Genomic DNA, 23,753 nt, shown 5'->3' with positions numbered 1-23,753 from the left:
CAAAGGAAGAAAGATGCTTTATTTTGTGATCACCCAGATGCCATCCCCGCCGCCGTAAGCACTACTCCGCGCGATGCACCGGGAAGCCGAACAGCGAGGCAAAAGCCTCCTGCAGCCCGTCCGCGCCCAGCCTCGCGCGGATCTCGGCGGCCGGTCCCTCCAGCTCGATGACGCCGCCGCGCAGGAAGGCGATCCGGTCCGCGAGCCCCTCCGCCAGCGGCAGCTGATGCGTCGAGAAGATGACCGTCTGCCCGGCCGCCGCAGCCTGACGCACCAGCGCAGCAAAGCTCTCCATCCAGTACGGATCGAGGCCGTTGGTCGGCTCGTCCATGATCAGGAGCGGCGGCCGGGACAGCAGCGCCTGTGCGAACAAGATACGCTGTCGCATCCCTTTGGAGAAGGCGCTGACCGGCTTGCGGCCCGTCTCCGTCAGCCCGACGTCCGCCAGCACTTCCATCGCGCGCGCAGGGGGCAGCCCCCGCAGCCGGGCCCAGAAGCGCATCGTCTCGGCAGCCGTCAGCCCCGGGCTGAAACGGTAGTCATCCGGCATGTAGCCGATCTGGGCGGCATAGCCCAGACGATCCTGCCGCCAGTCCAGAACGCCCACCCGGATCTCGCCCTGATCCGGCTGCAGGACCCCCGCCAGCATGCGCAGGATCGTGCTTTTGCCGGCACCATTGCCGCCGCACAGCGCCACGATCTCGCCGCTGCCGGCCTGCAGGTGCAGATCGTCGATGACGACCTGGCGCTGCATCGTCTTGCGGACGCCGCTCATCTGCACAAAAGGTTCAACCACGTCCTCTCCTCCTCTCCCACAGCCACGCCGAGCCACCCGCTGCGATGATGATCCACAGCGCCGACACAGCGGCAAAGCCTAACGTGCCGGCTGGCCGGCGGATCCAGCGGACCCAGTCGTAGTATTCCGGTCCGATGACCGAGCCTGCACCCAGCTTGACCACGGTGAACAGCCGGGCCAGCTCGGCCGGATTCAGCAGCGTCAGCCCCGTCACCGCGGGCTTGACCCACAGATAGGGCAACATGCCGAGGATCGCGATCAGGAGCGGCGCCCAGCCGATGACGGCAAAGAACCAGACCGCGACGGCGATCGTCAAGGCCTGCCAGCGGTTGCGCGCCACCGTGCCGACGACCAGGGACACCGCCAGGAAGAGCAGCGCCAGACTGGCGGCAAAGGCGAGCAGCAGCCCATAGGTCGCCAGCTCGAAGCCGCTGCCCGTCAGCCACCCGGCCAATCCGGCAGCCCCGAAGCCGGCAGCGATGATCGCCAGCAGCACGACGGCGAGGCCAACGTATTTGCCCGCGATCCAGGACCAGGTGCGGACCGGATAGGCGGAGAGCAGCTCCCAGTTGCCGTCCTCACGCTCCCCGGTCAAGGAAAACGAGCCCAGCATCAGCGTCATCAGCGGCAGCAGGTACACGATCAGATTGAGCATCGTGCCTGTTACCCCGGTATAGCCTTGGACATAGCCCTGAGACTGGATGAGCAGCAGGCTGAGCATGAACAGGCCAAACAGCGCCATGAAGGAGTAAGCCCAGGGGTTGCGAAGTCCCATCCGGATCTCCCGGACGGCGATCTGGACTGCGTGTGTCATGCTGAGGTACCGCTGGGATGATCCCCGTCCCTCATGGTTCCGTCGTGCTCATCACCGGCCTCGGCAGCGTCCGCGTCGTTCTCACCATAACCGGCCTCCGCACCGGCAGCAGCAGCCTCATCGGCAGCGTTGTCACCATGCCCCTCATTACCTGCCTCCCCGGATCCACCGTGAACATCAGCAGGCGCGTCACTCTCCTCATGATCGCTTTCTGCATCAGTATCATGAGCGGTGGACCCGCCATGCGCCCCTTCCTCATGATGCTCGCCGTCATGCGAGTGACTATGCCCCTCCATTCCTGACATCTCCATCATCTCGCGGTTAACCGCCCAGGTATGGCTGGCCAGGTCAGCAGCCGTCATCAGCTCGCCCGCGCCACGTTCAGCGATGAACGCTTCGGCTTCCGCTTCCCCTTCAAACGAGACGATCCCGTAAGCCATCGGGGTCTGGATATCAGCATCGTATACATAATAAGCATCCTCATACTTCAGCCACTTGCTGTTCGTATAATCGCGGACGAACTCGGCCCCTACCGTTTCCGTGCCGTATTCGGTCTTCCATTTGTGCATGCAGCCGATATCGTCAAATTTAAGCGACTGCCCGTCCTTCGTAATGATCTGCGTTGCAAACTCGTCATCCTTGATCGCCATATTGCAGATCGCGCAGCGGTCTGTCGCTTCGTTGACCGGCTGGGGTTCATAAGAGGGCCCCCCACAAGCCGCTACCAGCAACATCGTCAGCAGCACCGCCGCAGCCATACTCCATCGTCTCATCTTCATCCTTCTCTTCTCCTTGCCACGTAGTATAAAAAGCCCGTCGCGGCCACCAGCCCCATACCTGCCAAGCCGGTCTGCCAGCCTCCGGCTCCTGGCGCCCCTGGTTCTTCCCGCATTGGCGGCGCCATCAGCGGCGCCCGGTCGGTCGTCCATGTCGCGCGATCAGCTTGGTACAACTCTTCGAGGAACACCATCCCCGGGGACTGGAACAGCAGCTGCAGCTGCTGCCGCCGCTGCACGATTCCAGCAAACAGCGGGTTAACAGCATAAGCGGTATCGCTATAGCCGTCACCGTCATAGTCGATCCCGCGGTGGGCGTCCCAGAAGTTGCCGGTGATCTCATTATCCGCACTGCCCCTTGCCTGCGCATCGGCCATATTGCCGGTCAGCTCATTGCCCCGCAGCGTGTTGCCGGTAGCCGATATGAGCTGGATCCCGGTATAGTTATCCATGATCCGGTTCGCTTCGATCCGGTTGTCCGCCGACTGCTCGATATAGATGCCTACGCGGTTGCCGGCCAGCTCATTATGCCGGACCAGCGTGCCATGGGCGTCGAAGAGCAGCAGCCCTTGCGAGTTGACATTTTCATTTTGCTTGGCAAAGGTGTTGCCCGCGATCTCGACATCTCTCGTGTTCATGACCATGGCTCCCGTCACATTGCCTTCGCCCCGGTTGCCGATGATCCGCGTTCCCTTCGTATACATACAATGAATGCCATAGCGTGAATCCGTCAGCTCGTTGTCTGTCACTTCATTATCGTCGCTGTTCTCGAGATAGATGCCATCGTGCATGTCGCGGATCCGGTTGCCCGCGATCACGTGACGGTGCGCATCATAGCCATCGATGCCGTTGCCTTTGGCCGCCAGCCTGACCTCCCGCGCGGGCGACTGGTCGCTCCAGGCGATGACATTGCCGCGCAGCTCGCCGCCCTGAACACCTCTTAGCTGGATGCCGTCACTAACTGTCGTGATCTCGAGTCCCTCCAACCGTACGCGGTCGCCCGCAACCAGCACCGTCGGCTCGGTCTTGACCGTCTCATCAAGGATCCGCAGCCCCGATACCGTCACGTCTGCCGCTTCGATCCGGAGCGCGCTGCCTTCGCCGCGGTGCAGCAAGACTACCGCGCCCGCGCGCTCGGCCTCCAAGACAAGCGGCTTATCAATCACAACCGCGCCCTCATAGGTTCCCGCCGGGATCGTCAGCCGTTCGCCGGCAATCGCCTGGTCGATACGCTCCTGCAAGGAGGTCCCTCCAGTGTCCGCCGCTGTATCTCGCGCCGCTCCGGCAGCTGCCGCCGTCAGCACGAGCACCAGCAGCCCCCGTCTGATCCAGCCTGCGAGCTGCCTTCCCGCGTCAATATCAGCCGTCATTGGACGTCCACCTGGGCTTTCTTGGTCAGATGCAGATCGTCCACATACAAATGAATGAAGACCTCATAGCTGCCCGGCTCCTCAAAATTGTATCCCGCCGTAAAGCCGCCCTCGCCATCATACGTGGTGTTCACCAGCATCGGCTTGTCATCCAGACGGATATCCAGCGTCACGTCCGCCTTGTCCGTGATCTCCGCGCCGCTGAACGTGGCCCGCATCGTGACCGGGGCTTCCGCAACCGGGACAGCCGGCTCCGTCGACAGCGATGCCTCAACGGCTGCCGGGTCGATCGGCACCGCCGGCTCGCCGCCGCAACCGCTCAGCGCAATACAGATCAGACTGAGCAGCAGGATGTATCGCATGACTTTCATCTTGTCACCACCTTTGTTGTTCTACTGCACACCTTTACCAGCCCCATCGGCCCTGGAGCAGACCGAGCCGGATCCCCGCCAGCTGCCACAGCATCATGGAATCGGGCGCCATTAACTCCGCCGTGCAGCCGGATTCCGGCTCATAATCATAGGTCTGCGCCCGTTCCCAGCTGACTTCGCCCAGATTATTGGTCGCCTCTGCCTGATCGAAGCACGGCGGTGCGATATACACCCCCAGCGTATGATCCACCACCATCCGCGTGCCGTCCGGCGGTCCTCCCGAGACCGGTATAACTGAGGCCACACAGGCAACAATGAGCAGCAGGAGCGGCCATCGCCGTCTGATCAATCCCAAAGCCCGTCCCTCCTTCCCTTCATACGGTTATTGCTTAGCCTCATGTGAACATTCCATGACGCCCGTCCCCCAGATGTCCGATATGTAGCTCTATCGGGTCATAGCAACTGCCGGAGCGCCGGTGCTACACTGGATGCAAACGACATATCAGGAGTGATACGATGTCCAATCATGCCAAAGCTTCCCGTCCTTATCTCATCGCCGCCATCCTGCTGGTCGCAGCCTTGGCAGGCTACCTGCTGTACCCGCTGTTCAAGAGCGACCAGCTGCCGATCATGATGGCCTCGCCCGACTTCACGATGCCCGATCACGAAGGGCGCTCGGTCAGTCAGAGCGACTACGACGGCCAGGTGCGGCTCATGTCCTTCATCTTCACCCGCTGTCCGGATATCTGCCCGGCGACGACGCTCCATATGGTCGACCTGCAAGAGGAGCTCAAGGCCAGAGGCTGGTTCGGCGATCAGGTCGCCTTCGTCTCTGCTACCTTTGACCCCGATAACGATACCCCCGAGGTGCTGGCAGACTATGCGGAGCGGCTGGGGATCGACACCGCCGGCTGGACGCTGCTGCGCGGCGAGGAAGCACAGACGATCGCTCTCGCAGCCGAGTACGGCAACAGCGTCCAACGGCTCGACGACGGGTTATATGCCCATAATGTCACGTCTTTGCTGCTGATCGACAGGGATCACCAGGTCCGCAAGATCTACCGGATGGGCGACGATATCGACCAGGAGGAGATCCTCTCCGATATCGCCTCGCTGGTCGAAGCCCGCTAACCCTAGCCCCACCGAGCTGCAACTGCGGCGCCCGCCGGCTTACTGCTGCACAGCCAGCCAGTCGGCGAGTGTCCCGACCTCTTCCTCGCTCAGCTGCCGGCCGAACGCGGGCATCCCGCCGCGACCGTCCGCGATGATACTGACGATTTCTTCACGTTCATACTTCGCGCCGACCTGCTGCAGATTCGGGGCGGTCCGGCCCTTCAGCTCCGCACCGTGACAGCTCAGACATTTGGATCTGTAAAGGGACATCGCTTCGCTGTACTCTGACGCTTCTTCCCCCGCTCCCGTATTGACGCCCTCAGGCGTCTCTGTCCCTCCTCCGCCGCAGCCGCTTGCCGCCAGCATGGCGGCAAGCGCTGCTGTAGCGAGCATCCCTTTCCATTTGTTCATTGTGCTCATCTCCTTTAGTAGTAGGTTAGCCTTCCATTTTCTACCCTTTCCCAAGCCATCCCTGCTCATACGCATACCTTGCCAGCTGCACCCGATTATCCAGATGCAGCTTGTGCAGGATATTCTTCAGATGATTCTTCACGGTGTGCTCGGAGATGCCGAGCGTATGCGCGATATCCCGGTTAGCCGCGCCTTTGGCGACATGGCCGAGGATCTCCCGCTCCCGCGCCGTCAGAGGATCCATCCCCGGCGAGGCCGGCTCGACCGGCGAGAACTCCTTGAGGAGCCGGAAGGCCAGCTCCCGCGTCATCGGCGCTTCATCGAGCGCGATCGCCCGCAGATACTCGTGCCAGGAGTCGGGAGACAGATTTTTGAGCAGGTAACCCTGCGCCCCCTTCTTGAGCGCTTCGAACAGATGGGTGATATCATCGGATACCGTGACCATGACGATCTTCACATACGGATACTTGTCCTTGACCCGCTTGGTCGCTTCCAGGCCGCCGATGCCGGGCATCGAGATATCCATCAGGATGAGGTCGGGCATCCACTGCTCCGTCAGCGCCAGCGCCTCTTCGCCGCTTCTGCCCTCAGCGACGACGACAAAGGCGGGATCGCCGGCGAGGATCAGACAGATGCCTTCGCGCGCATGATCGCTATCGTCGATAAGCAGCACGCGGAAGCTGGGACTGTTCATCGCTCGTCCTCCCTTCGCTCTTCCTCTCTATGCTACTCCAGCTCAGGCCGGCGCACATGACTCGAAGGAGTCAGAAGCCGTGAACGTTGTATGGCGAACGCCGGGATGGGCTGTGCGAAGTGTCACAATTGCGGCCGAACGTGAGCACTTATGATATACTACGGTTGTAAGCGCAACCATATAGGTATAGATAGCACTGTATACAGGGGGCCCTCATGTACAAGCTGATGATTCGGTTCTTCGTCCCTTACATTATTATCATGATCATCACACATGCGATCAGCATGTATTCCAACTACAACACCTTTGTCGCCATGAAGGAGGAAGTCGTCGCTGTCAATGTACAGGCGTTGGAGCAGACGAAGGAGATCCTTGACCGGCGGTTTGCAGAGATCGACCTGATCGCCAAGCAGCTCACCAACAATCCCCGGGTCTACAACTACCAGACGGTCACCGAGCCTTTCCAGGGCCGCTCCACCTACCGTACGGTCGAGATCGTCAAAGAATTGTACGATTACAAGCAGTCCAACAACTTCATCTTCGATTACTATCTCTACTACCACGCCAGTGACATGGTCATTTCCGCCGACACCAGCTACCGTCTCCCCGCCTTCCTGGATACGATATACGGTTATGTGGGCCGGGACGCGGAAGCGTGGCGCAGCTATCTCAAGAGTCAATTTTTCCATCAGCATATTCTGCCAAGCGAGCCCCTGACGATCCGCGGACGAGAGCAGGCGATGCTCACCTACGTCCATTCGATCGGATTGCCGCATTCTTCGCAGGGCGAAGTCGTCGTGCTGATCGACGAAAGGCAGGTCCGGCAGCTGCTGGAGGGACTCGTCCAGGACAGCACTGGGCGGGCCTACATCGCAGATAAACAAGGGCAGATCCTGGTCGATACCGGGACTCGCGGACCCGATGGGACGACGCGGGCCGCCCCAGCAGCGATCAGCACGCCCGGCCCGCGTCAGGGCGTCTTCGAGAAGTCGGTGGACGGGGACGCGATGACTGTCGTCTACACCACTTCCAGTCACAACAACTGGCAATATGTCGTCGCCCAGCCCACCGGCACGGTGATGGACAGCGTCACCGCGGCCCAGCGGACGACGCTGACCGCATTGGCCATCTCCTTCCTGATCGGCGCCTGTATCGCACTCTACATGGCCTACCGCAACAGCCTGCCGCTGCAGACGATCCTGAAGCGTGTCATGGACGGCTTGGAGGGTGAAGTCTCCAAAGGCAAGGATGCCTACGCGCTGATCGAGGAGAAGATCCGGCAGCTTACGCTAGGCAAGGCCCAATTGGAGCAGCGGATGACCGACCAGCTGCCGATGCTCCGGCATACATCCATCGGTCAGCTGCTCAAGGGAGAGTTCTCTTCCGAGGATGAGATCCGGCGGCTGCTCCGTCATGCCGGACTGCCGCTCGCCCGGGGACATTATTGCGTCTGTGTGCTGCATCTGCACCTGTATCATGAAGAAGAAGGCGTGCAGCCAGCGCTCAAACAATTGGACAAAGCCCGGATTATCGCCCGTGAGGTACTGCTGAGCGTCACCCGCGACACAGACTTCCTGTACGATATTGACGAAGACAAGATCGCCCTGCTGTATGCCTGTCCTGACGGCGTGGAAGCGGACTGCCGCGAGGAGCTGACCGCACTGATGACGCCAGTCAAGGAGCTGCTGGAGCAGCGTCTGCCGATGCGCTGCCTGCTCGCTGCCGGCTCGGTCTCGGGCGCCCTTGCCGAGATCTCCCGTTCTTATGAGGAAGCCAGGCAAGCGCTAGCCGCCGGTTACCTCCAGGAGTCCACGGAGACGATCCTCTGGCATGAAGATCTGCCGCAGGGACTGCATTCCTACAGCTATCCCGCCGATGTCGAGGGCCGGCTGGCCAATCTGATCAAAGCCGGCAACGAGTCGGAGATGCTCGGCTTGCTGCGGGAGCTCTATGAGGAGAATTTCGTCCACCGCCAGCTCACCCAGCCGATGCTGCAGCTGTTCCTCTACGACCTCATCGGTACGGTGATGAAGCTCTCCGAACTGCTGGAGCAGTACGAGGATGACACGAGAGAAGCCTATGCCGAAGCGCTGCTGCTGCAGCTTGATGAATATGCAGATCTGGGCGCGGTCTATCATATGGTTCAGGAAGCTTGTCTGCAGCTGTGCCGGATCCAGCACGATCGCAAGCGGAGCCGCAACGTCGGGCTGCGGGATGAGGTGGTCGCCTTCGTAGACGCCAGCTTCACCGATCCGGATCTCAGCCTGGCGCTGGTCGCGGACAGGTTCAAGATGTCAGAAGTCTACCTGTCCCAGTTCTTCAAAGAACAGACCGGCGCCAACTTCTCCGACCATCTCGAGCAACTGCGGATGGAACGGGCACGCGAGCTGCTCCTGCAGAGCGAGCTTACGGTCCATGAGATTGCTCAGCAGGCCGGCTACAACACGGCCAATTCGTTCGGACGGGCCTTCAAACGCATCCATGGCATGAGTGCTACATCGTATAAAAAAAGCCAAAGCGGTTTAGAATAATCCCTCCTCCTCCACTGACCGTCAGCCTCACCGCCGTCTCCGCTGCTCCCGCCGCGGGGGTGGCGGTTTTACTTTCACATCCGAAAAACGTTGATTTAACAAGCTTTCTCTCCTCCGCATCTAAAGGATTGCACGCTCTAAAAAGAGATGTGGAACCCCAATTGTTAAAAATCGTGTGGCCGAAAATGAATCGAGTGTTTACTAAATAAACTAAACCACGCATAATGGGAACCAAATTGATAACGTTTTCAATTGTGCTGGCCAGCACGCATGCTTCCCGAGTCCGAGCCGATGACGGAAGCGTTAATCGATGGAGGTGTGATGCAGCCTATGAATAAAGAACGCCCGCTAGGGGCGACTCAAACTGCCAAACGATCGCCGTTGCATGGCCTCCTGCAGCGCTGGCAGCTGTACGTGCTCCTGCTTCCTACGATTGCGTATCTGCTGATCTTTCAATATTATCCGATGTACGGCGCCCAGATCGCCTTCAAACGATTCCATGTCATGCAGGGCATCTGGGGCAGTCCCTGGATCGGCTTCGACCATTTCGAACGGTTCTTCCGCTCCTATGACTTCTGGATGATCATGAGCAATACGATTCTGCTCAGTCTCTATGAGCTGGCCGCCAGCTTCCCGATGCCGATCATCCTCGCGCTTAGTCTCCACTATGTGCGGACGGCCGTGTTCAAAAAATCCGTCCAGATGATTACCTACGCGCCGCATTTTATCTCGGTCGTCGTGCTGGTCGGGATGATGATGCAGTTCATGGATCCGCGTAGCGGAATCTTCAATCAGATCCTGGGCGTCTTCGGTATCGATCCGGTCAACTTCATGGCCCAGTCAGGCATGTTCAAGTCGATCTATGTGTGGTCGGCTGTATGGCAGAGTACCGGATTTGCCTGCATCGTCTATCTGGCAGCGCTCTCGGGCGTCGACCCGACCTTGCATGAGGCCGCCGTCGTCGACGGCGCCTCCAAGCTCCGCCGGATCTGGCACATCGACCTGCCGGGCATCCTGCCGATCGCCATCATCCTGCTCATCCTTAACACCGGGCAGATGCTCAACATCGGCTTTGAGAAGGTGCTGCTCATGCAGAACCCGCTGAATCTGAGCGCTTCGGAGGTAATCGATACGTACGTGTACAAAGTCGGCCTGCTGTCCCAGGCACCGAGCTTCTCCTACGCCACTGCCATCGGTCTGTTCAAGTCTGTGATCAGCCTGCTCCTGCTGTTGTCCGTGAACAAAATCGCCAAACGGGCCGGTCAAACCAGCCTCTGGTAGAAAGGAAGCCGATGGAATCAAGTGCGTTCAAGGATTCGACGTCAGACAAGATGTTCACGGTACTCAACGGGCTGTTCCTCATCGTCGTGTCGCTGCTGGTCCTCTACCCGCTCATCTACATTGTAAGCGCCTCGTTCAGCTCGCCGTCGGCGGTCCTCTCGGGCAAGGTGTGGCTATGGCCGGTTGAACCGACGCTGCGCGGCTATGAAGCGGTATTCGAATACAAGCGCGTCTGGACCGGCTTCGCCAACTCGCTGTTCTACACCGGCGTCGGGACGCTCGTCAATGTCGCCATCACGATTACCGGTGCCTACGCCCTCTCCCGCAAGGATCTCAAAGGCCGCCAGTTCATCATGATGCTGTGCGTGTTCACGATGCTGTTCCATGCCGGACTGATCCCTGTCTATCTGGTCGTCCAGGATCTGGGGCTGCTCAATACCCGCTGGTCGCTCATCCTGCCGACTGCGCTGGCCGTCTGGAATCTGATCATCGCCCGCACGTTCTTCCAGATCACGATCCCCGATGAGATGCTCGAAGCCTCGCAGATCGACGGCTGCTCCGACTTCCAGTTTTTCTTCAAGATCGTGCTGCCGCTGTCGGCGCCGATCATCGCGGTGCTCTGCCTGTTCTATGCGGTCGGCCACTGGAACCAGTATTTCCAGGCGCTGCTGTACTTGCGGGATCCCGGGCTGCAACCGCTGCAGATGGTCCTGCGGGATATCCTGGTGCGCAATGAGGTCAATGCCTCGCTCATCATGGATGTCCGGGTTGCCGCCGAGCAGGATGGCTTGCGTCAGCTGCTCAAGTATTCTCTCATTGTCGTCGCCAGCGTGCCGATCCTGATCATCTACCCGTTCGTGCAGAAGCATTTTGTCAAAGGCGTAATGATCGGTTCGTTAAAAGGATAAAAAAGAAATCCAGGGAGGTCACACCATGCCAAAGAGAACCAAAATGAGCCTGATCCTGATGGTAACCGCCGTCCTCATCCTGTCCGCTTGCAGCAACGGCAATGCGCCAACTGCCGGACAAGGCGCCCAGCAGCCGGATGGCGGAACGCCTGAGGCCGCCAGCAACCTGACGGAGCCAGGCACGTTCCCCATCGTCAATGAGCAGGTGGAGCTGACGATCCTGATCGCCGGCGATTCCAATGTCGAGGACTTCCAGACCAACGCATTCACGAAATGGTACGAGGAGCATACCAATGTCAAAGTGAATTTCGAAGTCGCCCCTCCCGGCGCATCCGCCGAGACGCTCAACCTGAGACTGGCCAGTATGGACCTGCCGGATATCATGCTCGGCATGGGCGTCACCCGGGCGCAGGAGATGATCTACGGACCGCAGGGCGTCTTCCTGCCGCTCAACGATCTGATCGAAGAATACGGCTATTACATGAAGCAAGCCTTCGAGGAACAACCCAAGTATTACGACTCCATCGTGACCCCCGATGGCAACATCTACTCGCTGCCGGAGATCAATGAATGCTACCACTGCTCGATGCCGTTCAAGCTGTGGATGAACGAGGATTTCCTCGATGCTGTGAACCTGCCGATGCCTTCGACGACCGAGGAATTCTACCAGACGCTCAAAGCGTTCAAGGAGCAGGATCCCAACGGCAACGGCAAGGCTGACGAAATCCCGCTGGCCGGCGCGATCCGTCCGGGCGCGGCGCGCGCGGTCGAGCTGCAGGTCGAGATGTTCCTGATGAACTCGTTCGTCTATACGCCGGCTACCCGGATGTATCTTGAAGACGGCCAGGTCACGACGAGCTATACGCAGCCTGGCTGGAAGGAAGGACTCAAGTATCTGAACAAGCTGTACTCGGAAGGTCTGTTGGCCGGCGAATCGTTCACGCAGGACGAACAGCAGCTGCGCCAGATGGGTGAAAATGCCGAAGCGCCGATCCTCGGAGCCTTCCCCGGCATCTACCTCGGCAACGCGACAGAAATCGGCGGCCCGAGCGGCAGATGGCTGGATTATAAAGCCGTTGCGCCGCTGGAAGGTCCGGACGGTACCCAGTATGCGGTACACAACCCGTACCAGCTCACATCCGGCAAGGCGGTCATCACTACCGCAGCCGAGCATCCCGAGATCGCGCTGCGCTGGCTCGACGGCTTCTTCGATGAAGACATCATGAACCGCGTTCAGAACGGCATCCCTGGCGTCGACTTCAAGGAAGCCGGGGAAGGCATGCTGGGCATCGACGGCAGCCCCGCCAAGTATGAGCTGATCACGCCCTATGGCGGCATGACCAACAATCACTGGTACCAGAAGGCGCCTGTCTACAATTACAGTGCCACGCGTCTGAGCTGGTATGCCGGCGAGAATCCCGATGAGAACAACGAAGTCATCCTGTACCGGGCGACCAATGAGCAGTATGAGCCGCACATCCCGCCGATCGATATGGTCATCCCGCACTTGTACTTCACCGAGGATCAGAGCACAGAGCTGGCCGACCTGGAGAAGACGATCAAGGATTACGTTGATCAGATGACTGCCCGCTTCATCATCGGTGATCATAATATCGACAATGAGTGGGATAACTACCTGGCCACACTGCAAAGCATGGGCGTCGACCGTCTCATCCAGATTAACCAGGACGCCTATGACGCCAATGCCAACTAACAGGGCAGAATCGATTCCGCACCCATCGGCATTTTTGAGGGTAAGCTGGACTAAGCATTTTTTGAAAGGATGGTGACTGATGAGTAAAAAGGTTTACAAACTGGGCGTCGTCGGATTGGGGGAAGGCCGCAGCATCATGTCTGCGGCACTCCAGAGCCGGCAATGGGAGCTGCACAAGGTGTGCGATCTGCGCGAGGAGATCTGCCGGGAGCGGGCCGGGGAGTTCGGGTTCGATGCCTGGACGACGGAATATCGCGAGCTGCTGGAGGACCCCGAGCTGGATGTGATCGCGATCTATACACCGGATCAGCTGCACCGCGAGCATATCTTGCAGGCGCTGGCCGCAGGCAAGCATGTCATCTGCACCAAGCCCCTCCTCACTTCATTGGAGGGTGTACAGGAGCTCACCGAGCTGGCGGCTCGCAGCGGCAAGCAGGTGTTCGTCGGCCAGAGCTCGCGCTTCTTCGAGCCGATGCTCCATCAGCGGCGGGACTTCGAGAGCGGCCGCCACGGCGAGCTGCAGACCGTCGAAGCATCCTACATCACAGATGGCCGCTGGTTCCTCGAGCGGGGCTGGAGCCGTCAGAGCGGGTTCAGCTGGATGTACAACTTTATGATCCACGCTGTCGATCTCGCCCGCTGGTATCTGGCCGATGTCACGGAAGTGACCGGCTTCGGCACCGTCAGCTCCACCAGCCGCGGCTACGGCCTGGAGGTGTGGGACAGCATGCGCTTCCTGCTGCGGGACAGCGAGGGGCGGGTCGCCACCGTCTCGGGCAGCTATACGCTGCCGACGCTGAGCCGCGAGATCGCGCCGTCGATCGAATGCACGCTGCGCGGCACGCAGGGGACGAGCCGGGCCGAGTATCTCAATCTCCGGTATCATACCCACTTCGCCGGCGAGGGCAAGCAGCTGCATACCTTTGACGACAAGCACAGCTACTACTTCCGCTTTGAGGGCGAGAGTCATCATGCCGGCGAGTACCAGAACTATATCGAATACTTTGCCGACTGTCTCGACGCCGGACGCTCCCCTTCCCCCGATCTGCGGGAAGGCATCGACACGATCATCCTGATGGAGGCGCTGCGCCACAGCGCAACGCACGAGGGCGAGCGGGTCCGGCTCCAAGAGTTCCGTCAGGGGATAGAGCTGTAAACGCTTTGCTGAGCGGCGCGAGGGGCCGGGACTGTAGCGCCTCCGCCCCGAAGGGCGGCGCGAGGGACCAAAGGTTGAACAGGTTGCCTGGTAGCGGGGTGAGGCCTTGCAGCCCGTCATGTCGCGAATCAGCCCCACCGGCCTCCTCCCCGTCACCTTTAACGACAAAAGTACCATTATTTTCGCATACTTGGCCTCCATCGGGCCTCCTAAAGACAAAAATACATTTAAATCGTCCGCAGTAACTATAATTTGGTAAATTTGTCCGAATTAACTGCACTTTTGACCTTACGCTCTGTCTGACACTCCCATTCATGCTCTGCTAACTGCACAATTGGCTTTATGCCCATCCCTACCCTGACGCGACATGACCAACTACCTATCATCCCGCCACAAACCCTGTTCTAGGAGGAGATCCATGATGAGTTATGATTACGATATTGCGCCGGTCACCGGCGATTCCACATGGTTCACCCAGGCCAGATTCGGCATGTACATCCACTGGGGACTCTACGCGCTGGGCGCCCGTCACGAATGGCTCCAAGCCCGCGAGTTTATGACCAGCGAACAGTACAACAAGTATTTCAAACGCTTCGACCCTGATCTGTACGACCCCGAACTATGGGCTCAACTGGCTGCCGACGCGGGGATGAAATATTTTGTCGTCACCACTAAGCACCATGAAGGCTTCAGCCTGTGGGACACCAAGCAGTCCGATTACAATGTGATGAACACGCCTGCCAAGCGCGATCTGCTGCGGCCGATGCTCGATGCGTTCCGGGCGCGGGACATCCGGGCCGGCCTCTACTACTCGCTGCTGGACTGGCACCATCCGCACTACACCGTCGACGTCAAGCATCCGCTCCGCTACAATCAGGATTTCCTGGATGCACAGAAGGAGAAGGACTTCCAAAAATACGTTGACTTCATGTTCGCCCAGACGCGCGAGCTCTTGACCGGGTATGGCAAGATCGACGTCATGTTCCTCGACTTCTCCATCCCGCCGCTGGAGGGCTTCCCCGGCAAGGGAGCCAAGGAATGGCAAAGCAAGAAGTTCATCGAGATGGTCCGCGAGCTGCAGCCGCACATCATGCTCAACGACCGGCTCGGTATCCCTGGCGACATCACGACGCCGGAGCAGTACCAGCCGCGTGAGTGGATCCGCGTCGACGGCCGCCGCGTCATCTGGGAAGCGTGTCATACGTTCAGCGGCTCCTGGGGCTACTACCGGGACGAGGAGTCCTGGAAGAGCGTCGATGTCCTGGTGAAGATGCTCATCGACACCGTCTCCAAGGGCGGCAACCTGCTGCTCAACGTCGGTCCGACCGGCCGCGGCGAGATCGACGAGCGCGCCGTCGACCGGCTTAAGGGGATGGGCGAATGGATGAAGCGGCACAGCCGTTCCATCTATGGCTGCACCGCGGCCCCGGACGGCATGCAAGCGCCGGGGGATTGCCGGTTCACCTACAATCCTGAGACCAACCGTCTCTATCTGCATGTCTTCAGCTGGCCGTTCAAGAACATCCATCTCCACGGCTTCTCCGGCAAGGTCGAGTATGCGCAGCTGCTTAACGATGCTTCTGAGGTGCGGATGACCGAAGGGGAGCAAGAGATGACGATGGAAGCCGGCGCCTTCAACGAAGGCCGTCCTGCCGACACGCTGACGCTGTCTCTTCCAGTGAAGAAGCCGAATGTTGCGGTGCCGGTTATTGAGTTGTTCCTGAAGTTTTGAATGTGCTGAAAACCGGTGCGGGGTATAACTCCTGCACCGGTTTTTATTATTTTTTGCACAAGCCACAAAAAGTTCCCCGCCTGGAAGTTTGTTTTATCGCCCTCATTTGTACCAAGCGACAACCCTGTTTCTCTAGACCCACACGCAATATCCGGCTTGCAGCTTCCGGGAGCAGCAAGCTTGTTGACGTGACCATCAGCGTGGACAGCCAAATAAATGTCATTGAAAGCCATGATATTACAGTGTTAATCGAAAAGCATATGCAAAGAAAATATAATATCCACCATGTTCATATCCTTATTGAACCTTTATCGGCTAGATAGCAGGATACCTGCGCTTGAAAAGGATAAGGTTGTCCAAACGGCATAGACGCAGCCTTACTTTACACGAAAGCAGCTAGGCGCATATCTCGAAACCAGCGGCAATGCACTACACAAATACACTATTGACAGCAGGGCAACGACGACAGTTAACGCCCAGAGGGCCGGGCCCAGCACCATTACCCCAACAAAGCCTAAGGAAACAAGGCTGTTCAGCAAAATGAAAAAAGGGTTCTTCGTATTAAGCTCTGTTGTATACGGCTGCAGCAGATAATATAGCAGCAAATGATGAACCGAGAAGAAAACCGCCAGCGCCAGCGTCAAGATCCATAGCGGCAGCAACACGCCTGGCACTTGTCCTCCGGATACGATCAAGATGAACACACTCAGCACAGCTGCCAAGCCTGCCCCGATTAGAACGTTCATCCCCAGCAGCCTGCCAAGACGCAAACGGAAATGCTGCACCGCCCCCTTGCGATAGAATGGATAGCGCAGAAGCGGCATATCGCAATGGTAAAACAATACCTTGCACAATTGATCACCCATCGTCAAATAGAACATCGCTAAAATGACGAACGGGACATAGGCTTCGATGCTCGCAACATCCAGCGTATCGGCAAACAGCAGCGCCAGGCACGCCAGCACGACGCCAAGCCCGCCGAGCACGCCCAACCGCTTCCGAAACGGTGTGCGGATCAGACTGCCATGCCGCGCCACAAAGATCTGATGGATATAGGCGTAGCCTTGTTTACCTGAGCCTCCCCCCTCCCTGTCGCTTAAGGGGAGCGTAAGGGGGGCGTTGTAGTCGAGATCATTGGCTTGGACGCTTTTTTGTTGTGCATCCGCGATCAGCTGCTCCATATTCAACAACGGATCATCGCGTTTGGTAGCCGCTTGTACGGGATCCGTATAATCAACCTTCTTAAGCAGCCCATAACCAGCGACAAGCCCGGCTAATATCAGCAGCGCGAGAACTAAAGACTGGCCGAGCAGCATCGCACCGAACAACGGGACTGCACTCAGCGGGGTCAGCGGCAGGTAAGCTGCAGCAAAGGTAAGCACCATCACCAGGATAACGATTCCCGTCTTCTTCACCAGTATGATCCCGCTCCGGCGGAACAACGCCAAATGTAGCCATTCGGATGCCACACGCCACATCGTCACAGCCCCGACCAACAATAATCCCTGCGCTAAGGTAATACCCCATCCGCTGCCGATGACCGCCATCGCCAGCGATTGATACAGAAAGAATGTCCCATACCGGTAAATAAGCACCGCCCGCATATACCGTGTCGGCACCATACGCATCAATCGGACGGCAGTATACTTCATCTTGCTCGGCTCCAGCACCTTCGCACTCGACACTGCGGCCATCAGCACACTGATGCAAAAATACATATGCACAAACAGCGCCTGCTGCTCTCCGGCCGTCCATCCATCTGCCCATATCTGCAGGGGGAGCGCCAGCATAAGCCCGATATACAGGAAGCTCTCTAACAGACCGCCGAGAATCCTTAACCCGACCGCCACCGAGCCAGCCAGCCGCTTCGCGCGGACAGCGGCGTACGCACGTTCGCTTACCCTCCTTCCGAGCAAGGGCAGACGCTGAGCATAATAGATCAGGCGGTTGGCCAGCGTGACCGTCTGCAGCTGCCACAGACGGGCAATCGTATTAAGCACGCCCGTCATCGTCCTGCCCCTTCCCCGTCACGCCTCGTCCGAACGCATTCCCGTCTGTATCGGCTTCACTCCCGCCATCGTCACGCAACAATTCGATCACCTGTTGCTCGACGTCCGGACGGGTCAGCAGCTCGGTGGACACCTGCGATAGCTTGCCGCCATGGAGAATGACCAACTCGTCGCACAGATCCGCCGCCAGCTGCAAGATATGGGTAGAGAAGATCAGCACATGATCGCCTTTCATCTCCCGCAGCAGCTGCTTCATCTCCAGGGCGACTATGACATCAAACGAAGTCAGGGGTTCGTCCAGTAAGATGACCGGAGGCTTCATCAGCAGAAAGAGCAGCATCTGAACTTTATTCTTCATGCCGTGCGAATAATGCTTGATTAGCTTATGCCGGTCATCTTGAGCGATGCGCATCATGTCAAACAACGCGTCCACATCGTCTCCCCGGCCTGCAATCGCTGCCTCATTGACATCGATGAAGAAACGAATAAACTCATACCCTGTCAGGAACTCCGGCAGGATCGGCATCGAATACACATACCCGACATCGTCCGCCTGCAACTCGCGCGTCTTAGCGCCATCCACCAACTTCATACTGCCGCCGTCTGCAGGCATCTCACCGCCTAAGCAGTTGAATAAAGTCGTCTTCCCGGCCCCATTGCGGCCCAACAAGCCATAGATTTTCCCCTGCTCAAAACGGAAGTCCGCCCCGGCGAGAACTTGTTTTTGGCCAAAGCTTTTCTTCAGGTCCTGCAGAACGAGCGCCATCTTACCTTCTTGTCTAATCTGGTCTAGCTTTTCTATCCCAACTCACACTCCCTATCAATTTCGGTAAATATCCCGTATCTACCAGTTTATCACATGCAGCAACTGGTATTCTAATTGACATATCGGGAAAACTAGATATAATAAAACCATGGATTACATCGAGGTGTTCAAAGCATTATCAAACGAGACGCGTCTTAATATTCTAAAGTGGTTAAAGGAACCGGAGAAGTACTTTCCTGGATCGGGAGCACACATACCAAAAGGAGAGGAATTTGCAGGCGGCGTATGTGTCGGGGATATTCAGGAGATGGCAGGCGTTTCTCAGTCTACGACTTCGCACTATTTGAATATTCTGTTAAAGGCTAATCTTCTTGAAACGGCTCGTTTCGGTCAATGGAGCTACTATCGCCGCAATGAGACATTCATTCAACAATTGACAGAATCCCTTAAAACAGAAATCTAATCCTGATTTCTGCTTTTTAAGGCTATATATATCTATAATTCGAGATAAGTAGAAAATCCATTACTAAGTAAGGAGCTGCTTTCATGTCACACTTGAATCTCCCCTACGCGATCAAAGGTCTAACGCTCAAGAACCGCATTGTCATGCCGCCGATGTGCCAATATTCGGTTGAGGCGCTGGACGGCAGCCCTACCGACTGGCACTTCGTTCATTATGTGTCCAGAGCCGTCGGCGGCACCGGGCTCATCATTGTGGAGATGACCGATGTCGAGCCTGACGGCCGCATTACCAATAAAGATCTCGGCCTCTGGTCGGACGAACAGATTCCCGCCTTTAAGAGAATCGTCGAGGAGGTCCACAAATACGGTTCCAAAATTGGTGTTCAGATTGCCCATGCCGGCCGCAAGGCAGAAGATGCCGAGCAACCAGTCGGGGCCTCAGACATCCCGGTTGCCGGCATCAAGACGCCGCCGCGGGCGCTCTCGACTTCGGAGGTCAAAGAGATGATAGTCAAGTTTAAAGAAGCTGCCCGACGGGCAGTCGAAGCCGGTTTCGACACCATCGAGCTTCACGGCGCCCATGGTTACTTGATTCATCAGTTCCATTCGCCTGGCATTAATAACCGCACGGATGAATATGGCCAAGACCTGTCTCTGTTCGGAGTCGAGGTCATCCAGGCTGTTCGCAGCGTGATGCCTGACGACATGCCGCTTATCTTCCGGATTTCAGCGATTGAGTACATGGATGGCGGTTATGAGTTGGAACATTCATTGGAGATGGCCAAGCGCTACAAAGAAGCAGGTGTCGACATGTTTGATGTCTCAAGCGGCGGTGAAGCGCCCCCCGGACAGAAAAAACCGGCCAACCACGCGGGATACCAGGTGCCCTTCGCGCGCGCCTACAAACAATCGCTCGGTGTACCCGTCATTGCGGTCGGCGTGTTAGAGGATCCGCTCGTCGCTGAAGCGGCTTTGGCCAATGAGGATGCCGATCTTGTCGCCGTCGGGCGTGGTATGCTGGACGATCCGTACTGGTCCCTCCATGCCGTACGGACCATTGATCGCAAGGTTGAGCCGCCGACTCAGTACGCTAGAGGGATTTACGTTCGAAATTAAATACAGAAAAAAAGGATTGCCGTGTATCGTTCTTTTCAGACTGATACACGGCAATCCTCATCATCTGCGCCTCTAACTCCAATCGTGTTTCTTTAGCAAACCTTGCAAATAAGCGATGGTCTCTTTGGCATATCAGTCAGGCTCGCCCGCCCGTATATTAAACTTAAGATCACTGGCGGAAAATAAGAGGGATTATTCCATTCATAAGTTCCATCTAAAGTTAGCCTTCCGATCCAAACCTCTTGATTTCCGTCTATCTTCATCGCCCACTTGCCACTATAGGTTATGCTGTCTATATTTTTCTCCACATATTTTGAGGCTCTCCCAAAGTTAAATGTCTCTGCCAAGGAAGCGTCCACTTCACGAATCAATGATTCGTATTTTGCTTCCTGCTGTTGCCACGAGAACTCTGAATCCCAGATATCAATCAATTGTTATCCAGACAGATGGGTTTCGATCCACTCTTTAAGCTGATCAGATATCACCTTCTTATTTTACCATAATTTGTTTATAAGTCATCGATTGATTTGTGTACGAAAAACGGGCGCCAGTATGGGCACCCGTCCATTTTAGTATACTAACATCATCTTATTTACTTGAAAATTTAAATCTTATATGCCTTCATCGCCTTGCGAATCTCTTTCCACGTCGGACGCTTGCCGTACATCAGGACGCCGGTGCGGTAGATCTTGGCGGAGAGCCAGCCAAAGATCATGATGCTGACGAGCAGCAAGCCAATGGACAGGGCGATCTCCCACAGCGCCGGATCCGTCAGGCCGACACGGAGGAACATAGCGAATGGCGTGAAGAACGGGATATAGGAAGCTACTTGGATCAAGGTCGAGTCCGGTGCCGTCATCCCGAAGATGCCGATGTAGAAGCCGGCCATCGAGAGGATCGTCACTGGCGTCAGAGCCTGTGCCAGATCCTCGGTGCGGCTGACGATCGAGCCGACAGCTGCGAACAAGGTGGCGAACAGGAAGTAGCCGCCGAAGTAAAAGATAATCGCGTAGACATACAGCATCGGATCCAGTTCAGACAAGTTTATATCTAATCCGGCTAACATCTCCTGGTTGTGCGGCAGCATGACATTGATGAAGAAGACAAGGATAAAGGTGCCGATCTGCATCGTTCCTACCAGGAACATCCCGAAGATCTTGCCGAACATCTGGGTTAGCGGAGCGACGCTTGTGACGAGAATCTCCATGACGCGCGAGCTCTTCTCCGCGGTGACTTCAGTTGCAATCAATTGACTGGTAATGAAAATACCCATGAACAGCAGGATAATCACGACATAGACAAAGCCCATCGCCAGACCGCTTGGTCCGGTCTCGCCGCCTGCAGTCTCTGTACCGGTCTCTACCGAGATCTGAGTCGGATTCAAGTTGATCGGCTCCAGCAGGGCCGCGCGCTGTTCTGCTGTCAGTCCGGATTCGGCGAGGATGATATCATTGCGGATCGTCTGCAGCGCCGTCATCAGCATCACAGACGCATTGCCGTTGAGCGATTCCGCCTTGTAGGTCACTTGCGGGAACAACACCCCAGCCTGCTGCTCGAAGAGCAGATAACCTTGGATATCGCCGGCATTGATCGCCTCGCGCATCGCCTGCTCATTGGCCTCCTGCGATCCGGCATCCGGATAGCCAACGATCATCAGCTCGCCGCCCTCAGGGAAGCCATCGCCGCTGCTGAGCGGGCCGGTTACCTCCGGTGCCTGACCTTCGACGTAACCAATCGCAGTTGCTTCGCCGCTCGGTCCGTCGCCGCTGAATTGGCTGATAATGTACGGCAGATTAATCCCGATACTCATGATGATAGCGATGATTAATGTGGTGACGATAAAGGATTTGGTCCTTAATTTGTTGCGTACCGTAAAGCCGACGACATTCCAGAAATTACTCATTTCTTCCACCTACCGATCGGATAAAGATTTCATTCAATGTGGGCTCCATCAGTTCAAACCGGGTCAGCTCCGCCTGCGCCATCGCATGCCGCAACAGATCCTGTGCCGTCTCGGGGCGTTCCACCAACACCTCGTAGCCGTTCTCCATACGCTTGACCTCCTTGACGCCTGTCAGTCCATCCAAGCCTTTGATCTCGGCTTCCGTGCCCAGAATGACCCGCTCGCGCGGAAACTGTTTTTTGATCTCCTTGATATTGCCCTGCAGCACCGTATTCGAGCGATGGAGGATCGTAATGTTGCGGCACAGTTCCTCGACATGCTCCATCCGGTGCGTCGAGAACAGGATCGTCGTGCCATTGTCCCGCAGCTCCTTGACTGTCGCTTTGAGCTGCTCGACATTGACCGGGTCGAGTCCGCTGAATGCTTCATCGAGGATGACGATGCTCGGCTTGTGGATGACCGCAGCGATGAACTGGATCTTTTGCTGATTGCCCTTGGAGAGCTCCTCGATCTTCATGTTGTAATACTCGGTGATATTGAAGCGTTCCAGCCAATCCTTCAGGTTCTTATCCGCATCCTTCTGCGACATCCCGCGCAGACGGGCCAAGTAGGTCACCTGCTCGTTGATCTTCACCTTCGGATACATCCCCCGCTCTTCCGGCAAGTAACCGAGCATACTCAATTGTTCGCGGCTGTACGGTTTGCCGTGATAGAGAATCTTGCCGTCATCAGGGAAGATCAGCCCCAGCACCATGCGCATCGTCGTCGTTTTGCCGGCCCCATTGGCCCCCAGGAGGCCATAGATCTCGCCAGGCTCTACCTCTAGGGAGATCTGGTTGACGGCTGTTTTGTCGCCATACTCCTTGGATACATTATCTACGATTAACGGATTCATCCTCATACCCCTTTCGTTCTGTGCGGCGAGCGCAAGGCGCGTTGCGCCATGAGCTCAGCCAAAATGTCATCAAGCTCGAGCATGTGTCTGGCCTGGATCATGACTCCCTGCTGCTGCAGCCAGGCTTCCGCCTCCAGCGCTGCACTCGTTACCAGCTTGACCGTATCGGAGCCCGCGTGCTCATGACTGCTGATGCTAGGGATCTCCTGCCACCGGATGGTCGTCGCCGGAGATACCCGTACGTACAAGCACTGCCAGCTGTTGAACAGCTCATCTTTCTCGTAGATGCCCATCACTTGCCCATGTATCATAAATACGATGTAATCGGCAAGCCGTTTCACTTCTTCTACATGATGCGATGCCATCAGGACCGTCCGGTCGCCGCGCTCCATATGGCGGTGCAGCACTTCGATCATCATGCGCCACGCTAGCGGATCCAGACCCGAGGAGGGCTCATCGAGCAGCAGCAGCTTAGGATCATGCGCGATGGCCAGCGCCAGCTCGAATTTGCGGCGCATGCCTTTGGACATCTTGCCGAGCTTGAGGCTGTCGTCCACCTCGAACAGATGCAGCAGCTCGCGGTACCGGTTCAGATCCCAGTTCGGATACCAGTGTCTGGCGAAGGCCGCCTTCTCCCTGGCACGCAAGCTGCGGTCATGCGGCGGGGCATTTTCCTCCAGGTAACCAATGTTCTGCTTGTAGGCAACATCGGAGCCCGGCTTCACCTTCTGACCTAACACCTTTACCTCCCCTTGATCAGGGTGCGCCAGGCCCAACAGCATTCGGAACGTCGTGCTTTTACCCGAGCCGTTGGGCCCGACAATAGCCGTTATATAGCCTTCCGGCACTTCCAGGTTCAGCGGGCCCAGCTCGAAGTGTTCCTGGGCCAGCTTGACGCCGGTTAATCGAATGATCTGCTCTTCCATAGCCCATCC

24 protein-coding genes are annotated in these 23,753 nt (G+C 57.3%); 10 read left to right on the top strand and 14 right to left on the bottom strand.

Annotated elements, in window-relative coordinates; genetic code table 11:
• Nucleotides 1–61: 61 nt before the first annotated feature.
• The 6 genes from ABC336_RS19430 to ABC336_RS19405 are packed head-to-tail and all read right to left on the bottom strand — an operon-like array spanning nucleotide 62 to nucleotide 4,482.
• Nucleotides 62–796 (bottom strand): ABC transporter ATP-binding protein, encoded by a 735-nt coding sequence (locus ABC336_RS19430; RefSeq protein WP_413240212.1) that lies wholly within the window; start codon nucleotides 794–796, stop codon nucleotides 62–64.
• Entirely contained in the window at nucleotides 789–1,610 is an 822-nt protein-coding gene (locus tag ABC336_RS19425) for an ABC transporter permease (protein ID WP_413240211.1), read from the bottom strand. The genes ABC336_RS19430 and ABC336_RS19425 overlap by 8 nt, the downstream gene beginning before the upstream one ends.
• A complete protein-coding gene (locus tag ABC336_RS19420; protein WP_413240210.1) occupies nucleotides 1,607–2,389 on the bottom strand; it encodes a nitrous oxide reductase accessory protein NosL in 783 nt (260 codons plus the stop codon). Before ABC336_RS19420 ends, ABC336_RS19425 begins: the two co-directional genes overlap by 4 nt.
• On the bottom strand, nucleotides 2,386–3,756 hold the full coding sequence (locus ABC336_RS19415) for a right-handed parallel beta-helix repeat-containing protein (RefSeq protein WP_413240209.1): 1,371 nt from the start codon (nucleotides 3,754–3,756) through the stop codon (nucleotides 2,386–2,388). The genes ABC336_RS19420 and ABC336_RS19415 overlap by 4 nt, the downstream gene beginning before the upstream one ends.
• Entirely contained in the window at nucleotides 3,753–4,127 is a 375-nt protein-coding gene (locus tag ABC336_RS19410; RefSeq protein WP_413240208.1) for a hypothetical protein, read from the bottom strand. Before ABC336_RS19410 ends, ABC336_RS19415 begins: the two co-directional genes overlap by 4 nt.
• Nucleotides 4,128–4,161: 34 nt before the next feature.
• A complete protein-coding gene (locus tag ABC336_RS19405) occupies nucleotides 4,162–4,482 on the bottom strand; it encodes a hypothetical protein (RefSeq protein ID WP_413240207.1) in 321 nt (106 codons plus the stop codon).
• Between the two features lie 161 nt (nucleotides 4,483–4,643).
• Here ABC336_RS19405 and ABC336_RS19400 point away from each other — a divergent pair, with 161 nt between their 5' ends.
• Nucleotides 4,644–5,258 (top strand): SCO family protein, encoded by a 615-nt coding sequence (locus ABC336_RS19400; RefSeq protein WP_413240206.1) that lies wholly within the window; start codon nucleotides 4,644–4,646, stop codon nucleotides 5,256–5,258.
• A gap of 39 nt (nucleotides 5,259–5,297) precedes the next feature.
• On the opposite strand, the gene ABC336_RS19395 is transcribed toward ABC336_RS19400, so the two are convergent.
• Nucleotides 5,298–5,651 carry a c-type cytochrome gene (locus ABC336_RS19395; RefSeq protein ID WP_413240205.1) on the bottom strand — a complete coding sequence of 118 codons (354 nt, stop codon included), beginning with the start codon at nucleotides 5,649–5,651 and terminating at the stop codon, nucleotides 5,298–5,300.
• Nucleotides 5,652–5,691: 40 nt separating this feature from the next.
• Complete coding sequence (locus ABC336_RS19390) at nucleotides 5,692–6,345, bottom strand: response regulator (RefSeq protein WP_413240204.1); 654 nt, start codon at nucleotides 6,343–6,345, stop codon at nucleotides 5,692–5,694.
• A gap of 215 nt (nucleotides 6,346–6,560) precedes the next feature.
• Here ABC336_RS19390 and ABC336_RS19385 point away from each other — a divergent pair, with 215 nt between their 5' ends.
• Nucleotides 6,561–8,876 carry a helix-turn-helix domain-containing protein gene (locus ABC336_RS19385; RefSeq protein ID WP_413240203.1) on the top strand — a complete coding sequence of 772 codons (2,316 nt, stop codon included), beginning with the start codon at nucleotides 6,561–6,563 and terminating at the stop codon, nucleotides 8,874–8,876.
• On the opposite strand, the gene ABC336_RS19380 is transcribed toward ABC336_RS19385, so the two are convergent.
• Entirely contained in the window at nucleotides 8,839–9,144 is a 306-nt protein-coding gene (locus tag ABC336_RS19380) for a hypothetical protein (protein WP_413240202.1), read from the bottom strand. The two genes, ABC336_RS19385 and ABC336_RS19380, sit on opposite strands and share 38 nt — an antisense overlap.
• Nucleotides 9,145–9,197: 53 nt before the next feature.
• Between ABC336_RS19380 and ABC336_RS19375 the strand changes: the two genes are divergently transcribed.
• From ABC336_RS19375 to ABC336_RS19350, 6 genes are all read left to right on the top strand, one after another.
• Complete coding sequence (locus tag ABC336_RS19375; RefSeq protein WP_413240201.1) at nucleotides 9,198–10,157, top strand: ABC transporter permease; 960 nt, start codon at nucleotides 9,198–9,200, stop codon at nucleotides 10,155–10,157.
• An 11-nt stretch (nucleotides 10,158–10,168) separates the two neighbouring features.
• Nucleotides 10,169–11,065: a carbohydrate ABC transporter permease gene (locus ABC336_RS19370; protein ID WP_413240200.1), complete on the top strand. Its 897-nt coding sequence runs from the start codon at nucleotides 10,169–10,171 to the stop codon at nucleotides 11,063–11,065.
• 25 nt (nucleotides 11,066–11,090) lie between these two features.
• On the top strand, nucleotides 11,091–12,779 hold the full coding sequence (locus ABC336_RS19365; RefSeq protein WP_413240199.1) for an extracellular solute-binding protein: 1,689 nt from the start codon (nucleotides 11,091–11,093) through the stop codon (nucleotides 12,777–12,779).
• Nucleotides 12,780–12,858: 79 nt separating this feature from the next.
• Nucleotides 12,859–13,935, top strand: coding sequence for a Gfo/Idh/MocA family protein (locus ABC336_RS19360; protein ID WP_413240198.1), 1,077 nt, complete (start codon nucleotides 12,859–12,861; stop codon nucleotides 13,933–13,935).
• Nucleotides 13,936–14,353: 418 nt separating this feature from the next.
• On the top strand, nucleotides 14,354–15,667 hold the full coding sequence (locus ABC336_RS19355; RefSeq protein WP_413240197.1) for an alpha-L-fucosidase: 1,314 nt from the start codon (nucleotides 14,354–14,356) through the stop codon (nucleotides 15,665–15,667).
• Nucleotides 15,668–15,669: 2 nt separating this feature from the next.
• Entirely contained in the window at nucleotides 15,670–15,990 is a 321-nt protein-coding gene (locus ABC336_RS19350; protein WP_413240196.1) for a cation transporter dimerization domain-containing protein, read from the top strand.
• Nucleotides 15,991–16,044: 54 nt separating this feature from the next.
• Here ABC336_RS19350 and ABC336_RS19345 read toward each other — a convergent pair whose 3' ends face one another.
• Entirely contained in the window at nucleotides 16,045–17,676 is a 1,632-nt protein-coding gene (locus tag ABC336_RS19345; protein ID WP_413240195.1) for a hypothetical protein, read from the bottom strand.
• Nucleotides 17,660–18,442 (bottom strand): ABC transporter ATP-binding protein, encoded by a 783-nt coding sequence (locus ABC336_RS19340; RefSeq protein ID WP_413240194.1) that lies wholly within the window; start codon nucleotides 18,440–18,442, stop codon nucleotides 17,660–17,662. The genes ABC336_RS19345 and ABC336_RS19340 overlap by 17 nt, the downstream gene beginning before the upstream one ends.
• A 148-nt stretch (nucleotides 18,443–18,590) precedes the next feature.
• Between ABC336_RS19340 and ABC336_RS19335 the strand changes: the two genes are divergently transcribed.
• Both ABC336_RS19335 and ABC336_RS19330 read left to right on the top strand, forming a co-directional pair.
• The gene (locus tag ABC336_RS19335) at nucleotides 18,591–18,905 is read left to right on the top strand and encodes an ArsR/SmtB family transcription factor (RefSeq protein ID WP_413240193.1); all 315 of its coding nucleotides are present in this window, start codon (nucleotides 18,591–18,593) and stop codon (nucleotides 18,903–18,905) included.
• Nucleotides 18,906–18,988: 83 nt separating this feature from the next.
• The gene (locus ABC336_RS19330; RefSeq protein WP_413240192.1) at nucleotides 18,989–20,020 is read left to right on the top strand and encodes an NADH:flavin oxidoreductase/NADH oxidase; all 1,032 of its coding nucleotides are present in this window, start codon (nucleotides 18,989–18,991) and stop codon (nucleotides 20,018–20,020) included.
• Between the two features lie 604 nt (nucleotides 20,021–20,624).
• Here ABC336_RS19330 and ABC336_RS19325 read toward each other — a convergent pair.
• Genes ABC336_RS19325 through ABC336_RS19315 form a run of 3 tightly spaced genes read right to left on the bottom strand, consistent with a single transcriptional unit; the run spans nucleotide 20,625 to nucleotide 23,744 of the window.
• Entirely contained in the window at nucleotides 20,625–21,923 is a 1,299-nt protein-coding gene (locus ABC336_RS19325; RefSeq protein ID WP_413240191.1) for an ABC transporter permease, read from the bottom strand.
• Nucleotides 21,916–22,818, bottom strand: coding sequence for an ABC transporter ATP-binding protein (locus ABC336_RS19320; RefSeq protein ID WP_413240190.1), 903 nt, complete (start codon nucleotides 22,816–22,818; stop codon nucleotides 21,916–21,918). The genes ABC336_RS19325 and ABC336_RS19320 overlap by 8 nt, the downstream gene beginning before the upstream one ends.
• Nucleotides 22,819–22,820: 2 nt before the next feature.
• On the bottom strand, nucleotides 22,821–23,744 hold the full coding sequence (locus ABC336_RS19315) for an ABC transporter ATP-binding protein (RefSeq protein WP_413240189.1): 924 nt from the start codon (nucleotides 23,742–23,744) through the stop codon (nucleotides 22,821–22,823).
• Nucleotides 23,745–23,753: the final 9 nt, after the last annotated feature.

It is taken from the genome of Paenibacillus jepli (assembly GCF_047238105.1).
Taxonomy (GTDB): Bacteria; Bacillota; Bacilli; order Paenibacillales; family Paenibacillaceae; genus Paenibacillus_D.
The sequence above is the reverse complement of the archived record's forward strand: the minus strand, read 5'-3'. Positions and strand labels throughout refer to the sequence as shown.

Excerpts from the sequence above, each read along its gene's own strand:
- ABC336_RS19425 (WP_413240211.1), bottom strand. The coding sequence starts at position 1,610 with ATGACACACGCAGTCCAGATCGCCGTCCGGGAGATCCGGATGGGACTT.
- ABC336_RS19420 (WP_413240210.1), bottom strand. The coding sequence starts at position 2,389 with ATGAAGATGAGACGATGGAGTATGGCTGCGGCGGTGCTGCTGACGATG.
- ABC336_RS19415 (WP_413240209.1), bottom strand. The coding sequence starts at position 3,756 with ATGACGGCTGATATTGACGCGGGAAGGCAGCTCGCAGGCTGGATCAGA.
- ABC336_RS19410 (WP_413240208.1), bottom strand. The coding sequence starts at position 4,127 with ATGAAAGTCATGCGATACATCCTGCTGCTCAGTCTGATCTGTATTGCG.
- ABC336_RS19400 (WP_413240206.1), top strand. The coding sequence starts at position 4,644 with ATGTCCAATCATGCCAAAGCTTCCCGTCCTTATCTCATCGCCGCCATC.
- ABC336_RS19395 (WP_413240205.1), bottom strand. The coding sequence starts at position 5,651 with ATGAACAAATGGAAAGGGATGCTCGCTACAGCAGCGCTTGCCGCCATG.
- ABC336_RS19390 (WP_413240204.1), bottom strand. The coding sequence starts at position 6,345 with ATGAACAGTCCCAGCTTCCGCGTGCTGCTTATCGACGATAGCGATCAT.
- ABC336_RS19385 (WP_413240203.1), top strand. The coding sequence starts at position 6,561 with ATGTACAAGCTGATGATTCGGTTCTTCGTCCCTTACATTATTATCATG.
- ABC336_RS19375 (WP_413240201.1), top strand. The coding sequence starts at position 9,198 with ATGCAGCCTATGAATAAAGAACGCCCGCTAGGGGCGACTCAAACTGCC.
- ABC336_RS19370 (WP_413240200.1), top strand. The coding sequence starts at position 10,169 with ATGGAATCAAGTGCGTTCAAGGATTCGACGTCAGACAAGATGTTCACG.
- ABC336_RS19365 (WP_413240199.1), top strand. The coding sequence starts at position 11,091 with ATGCCAAAGAGAACCAAAATGAGCCTGATCCTGATGGTAACCGCCGTC.
- ABC336_RS19360 (WP_413240198.1), top strand. The coding sequence starts at position 12,859 with ATGAGTAAAAAGGTTTACAAACTGGGCGTCGTCGGATTGGGGGAAGGC.
- ABC336_RS19355 (WP_413240197.1), top strand. The coding sequence starts at position 14,354 with ATGATGAGTTATGATTACGATATTGCGCCGGTCACCGGCGATTCCACA.
- ABC336_RS19345 (WP_413240195.1), bottom strand. The coding sequence starts at position 17,676 with ATGACGGGCGTGCTTAATACGATTGCCCGTCTGTGGCAGCTGCAGACG.
- ABC336_RS19340 (WP_413240194.1), bottom strand. The coding sequence starts at position 18,442 with ATGGCGCTCGTTCTGCAGGACCTGAAGAAAAGCTTTGGCCAAAAACAA.
- ABC336_RS19335 (WP_413240193.1), top strand. The coding sequence starts at position 18,591 with ATGGATTACATCGAGGTGTTCAAAGCATTATCAAACGAGACGCGTCTT.
- ABC336_RS19330 (WP_413240192.1), top strand. The coding sequence starts at position 18,989 with ATGTCACACTTGAATCTCCCCTACGCGATCAAAGGTCTAACGCTCAAG.
- ABC336_RS19325 (WP_413240191.1), bottom strand. The coding sequence starts at position 21,923 with ATGAGTAATTTCTGGAATGTCGTCGGCTTTACGGTACGCAACAAATTA.
- ABC336_RS19320 (WP_413240190.1), bottom strand. The coding sequence starts at position 22,818 with ATGAATCCGTTAATCGTAGATAATGTATCCAAGGAGTATGGCGACAAA.
- ABC336_RS19315 (WP_413240189.1), bottom strand. The coding sequence starts at position 23,744 with ATGGAAGAGCAGATCATTCGATTAACCGGCGTCAAGCTGGCCCAGGAA.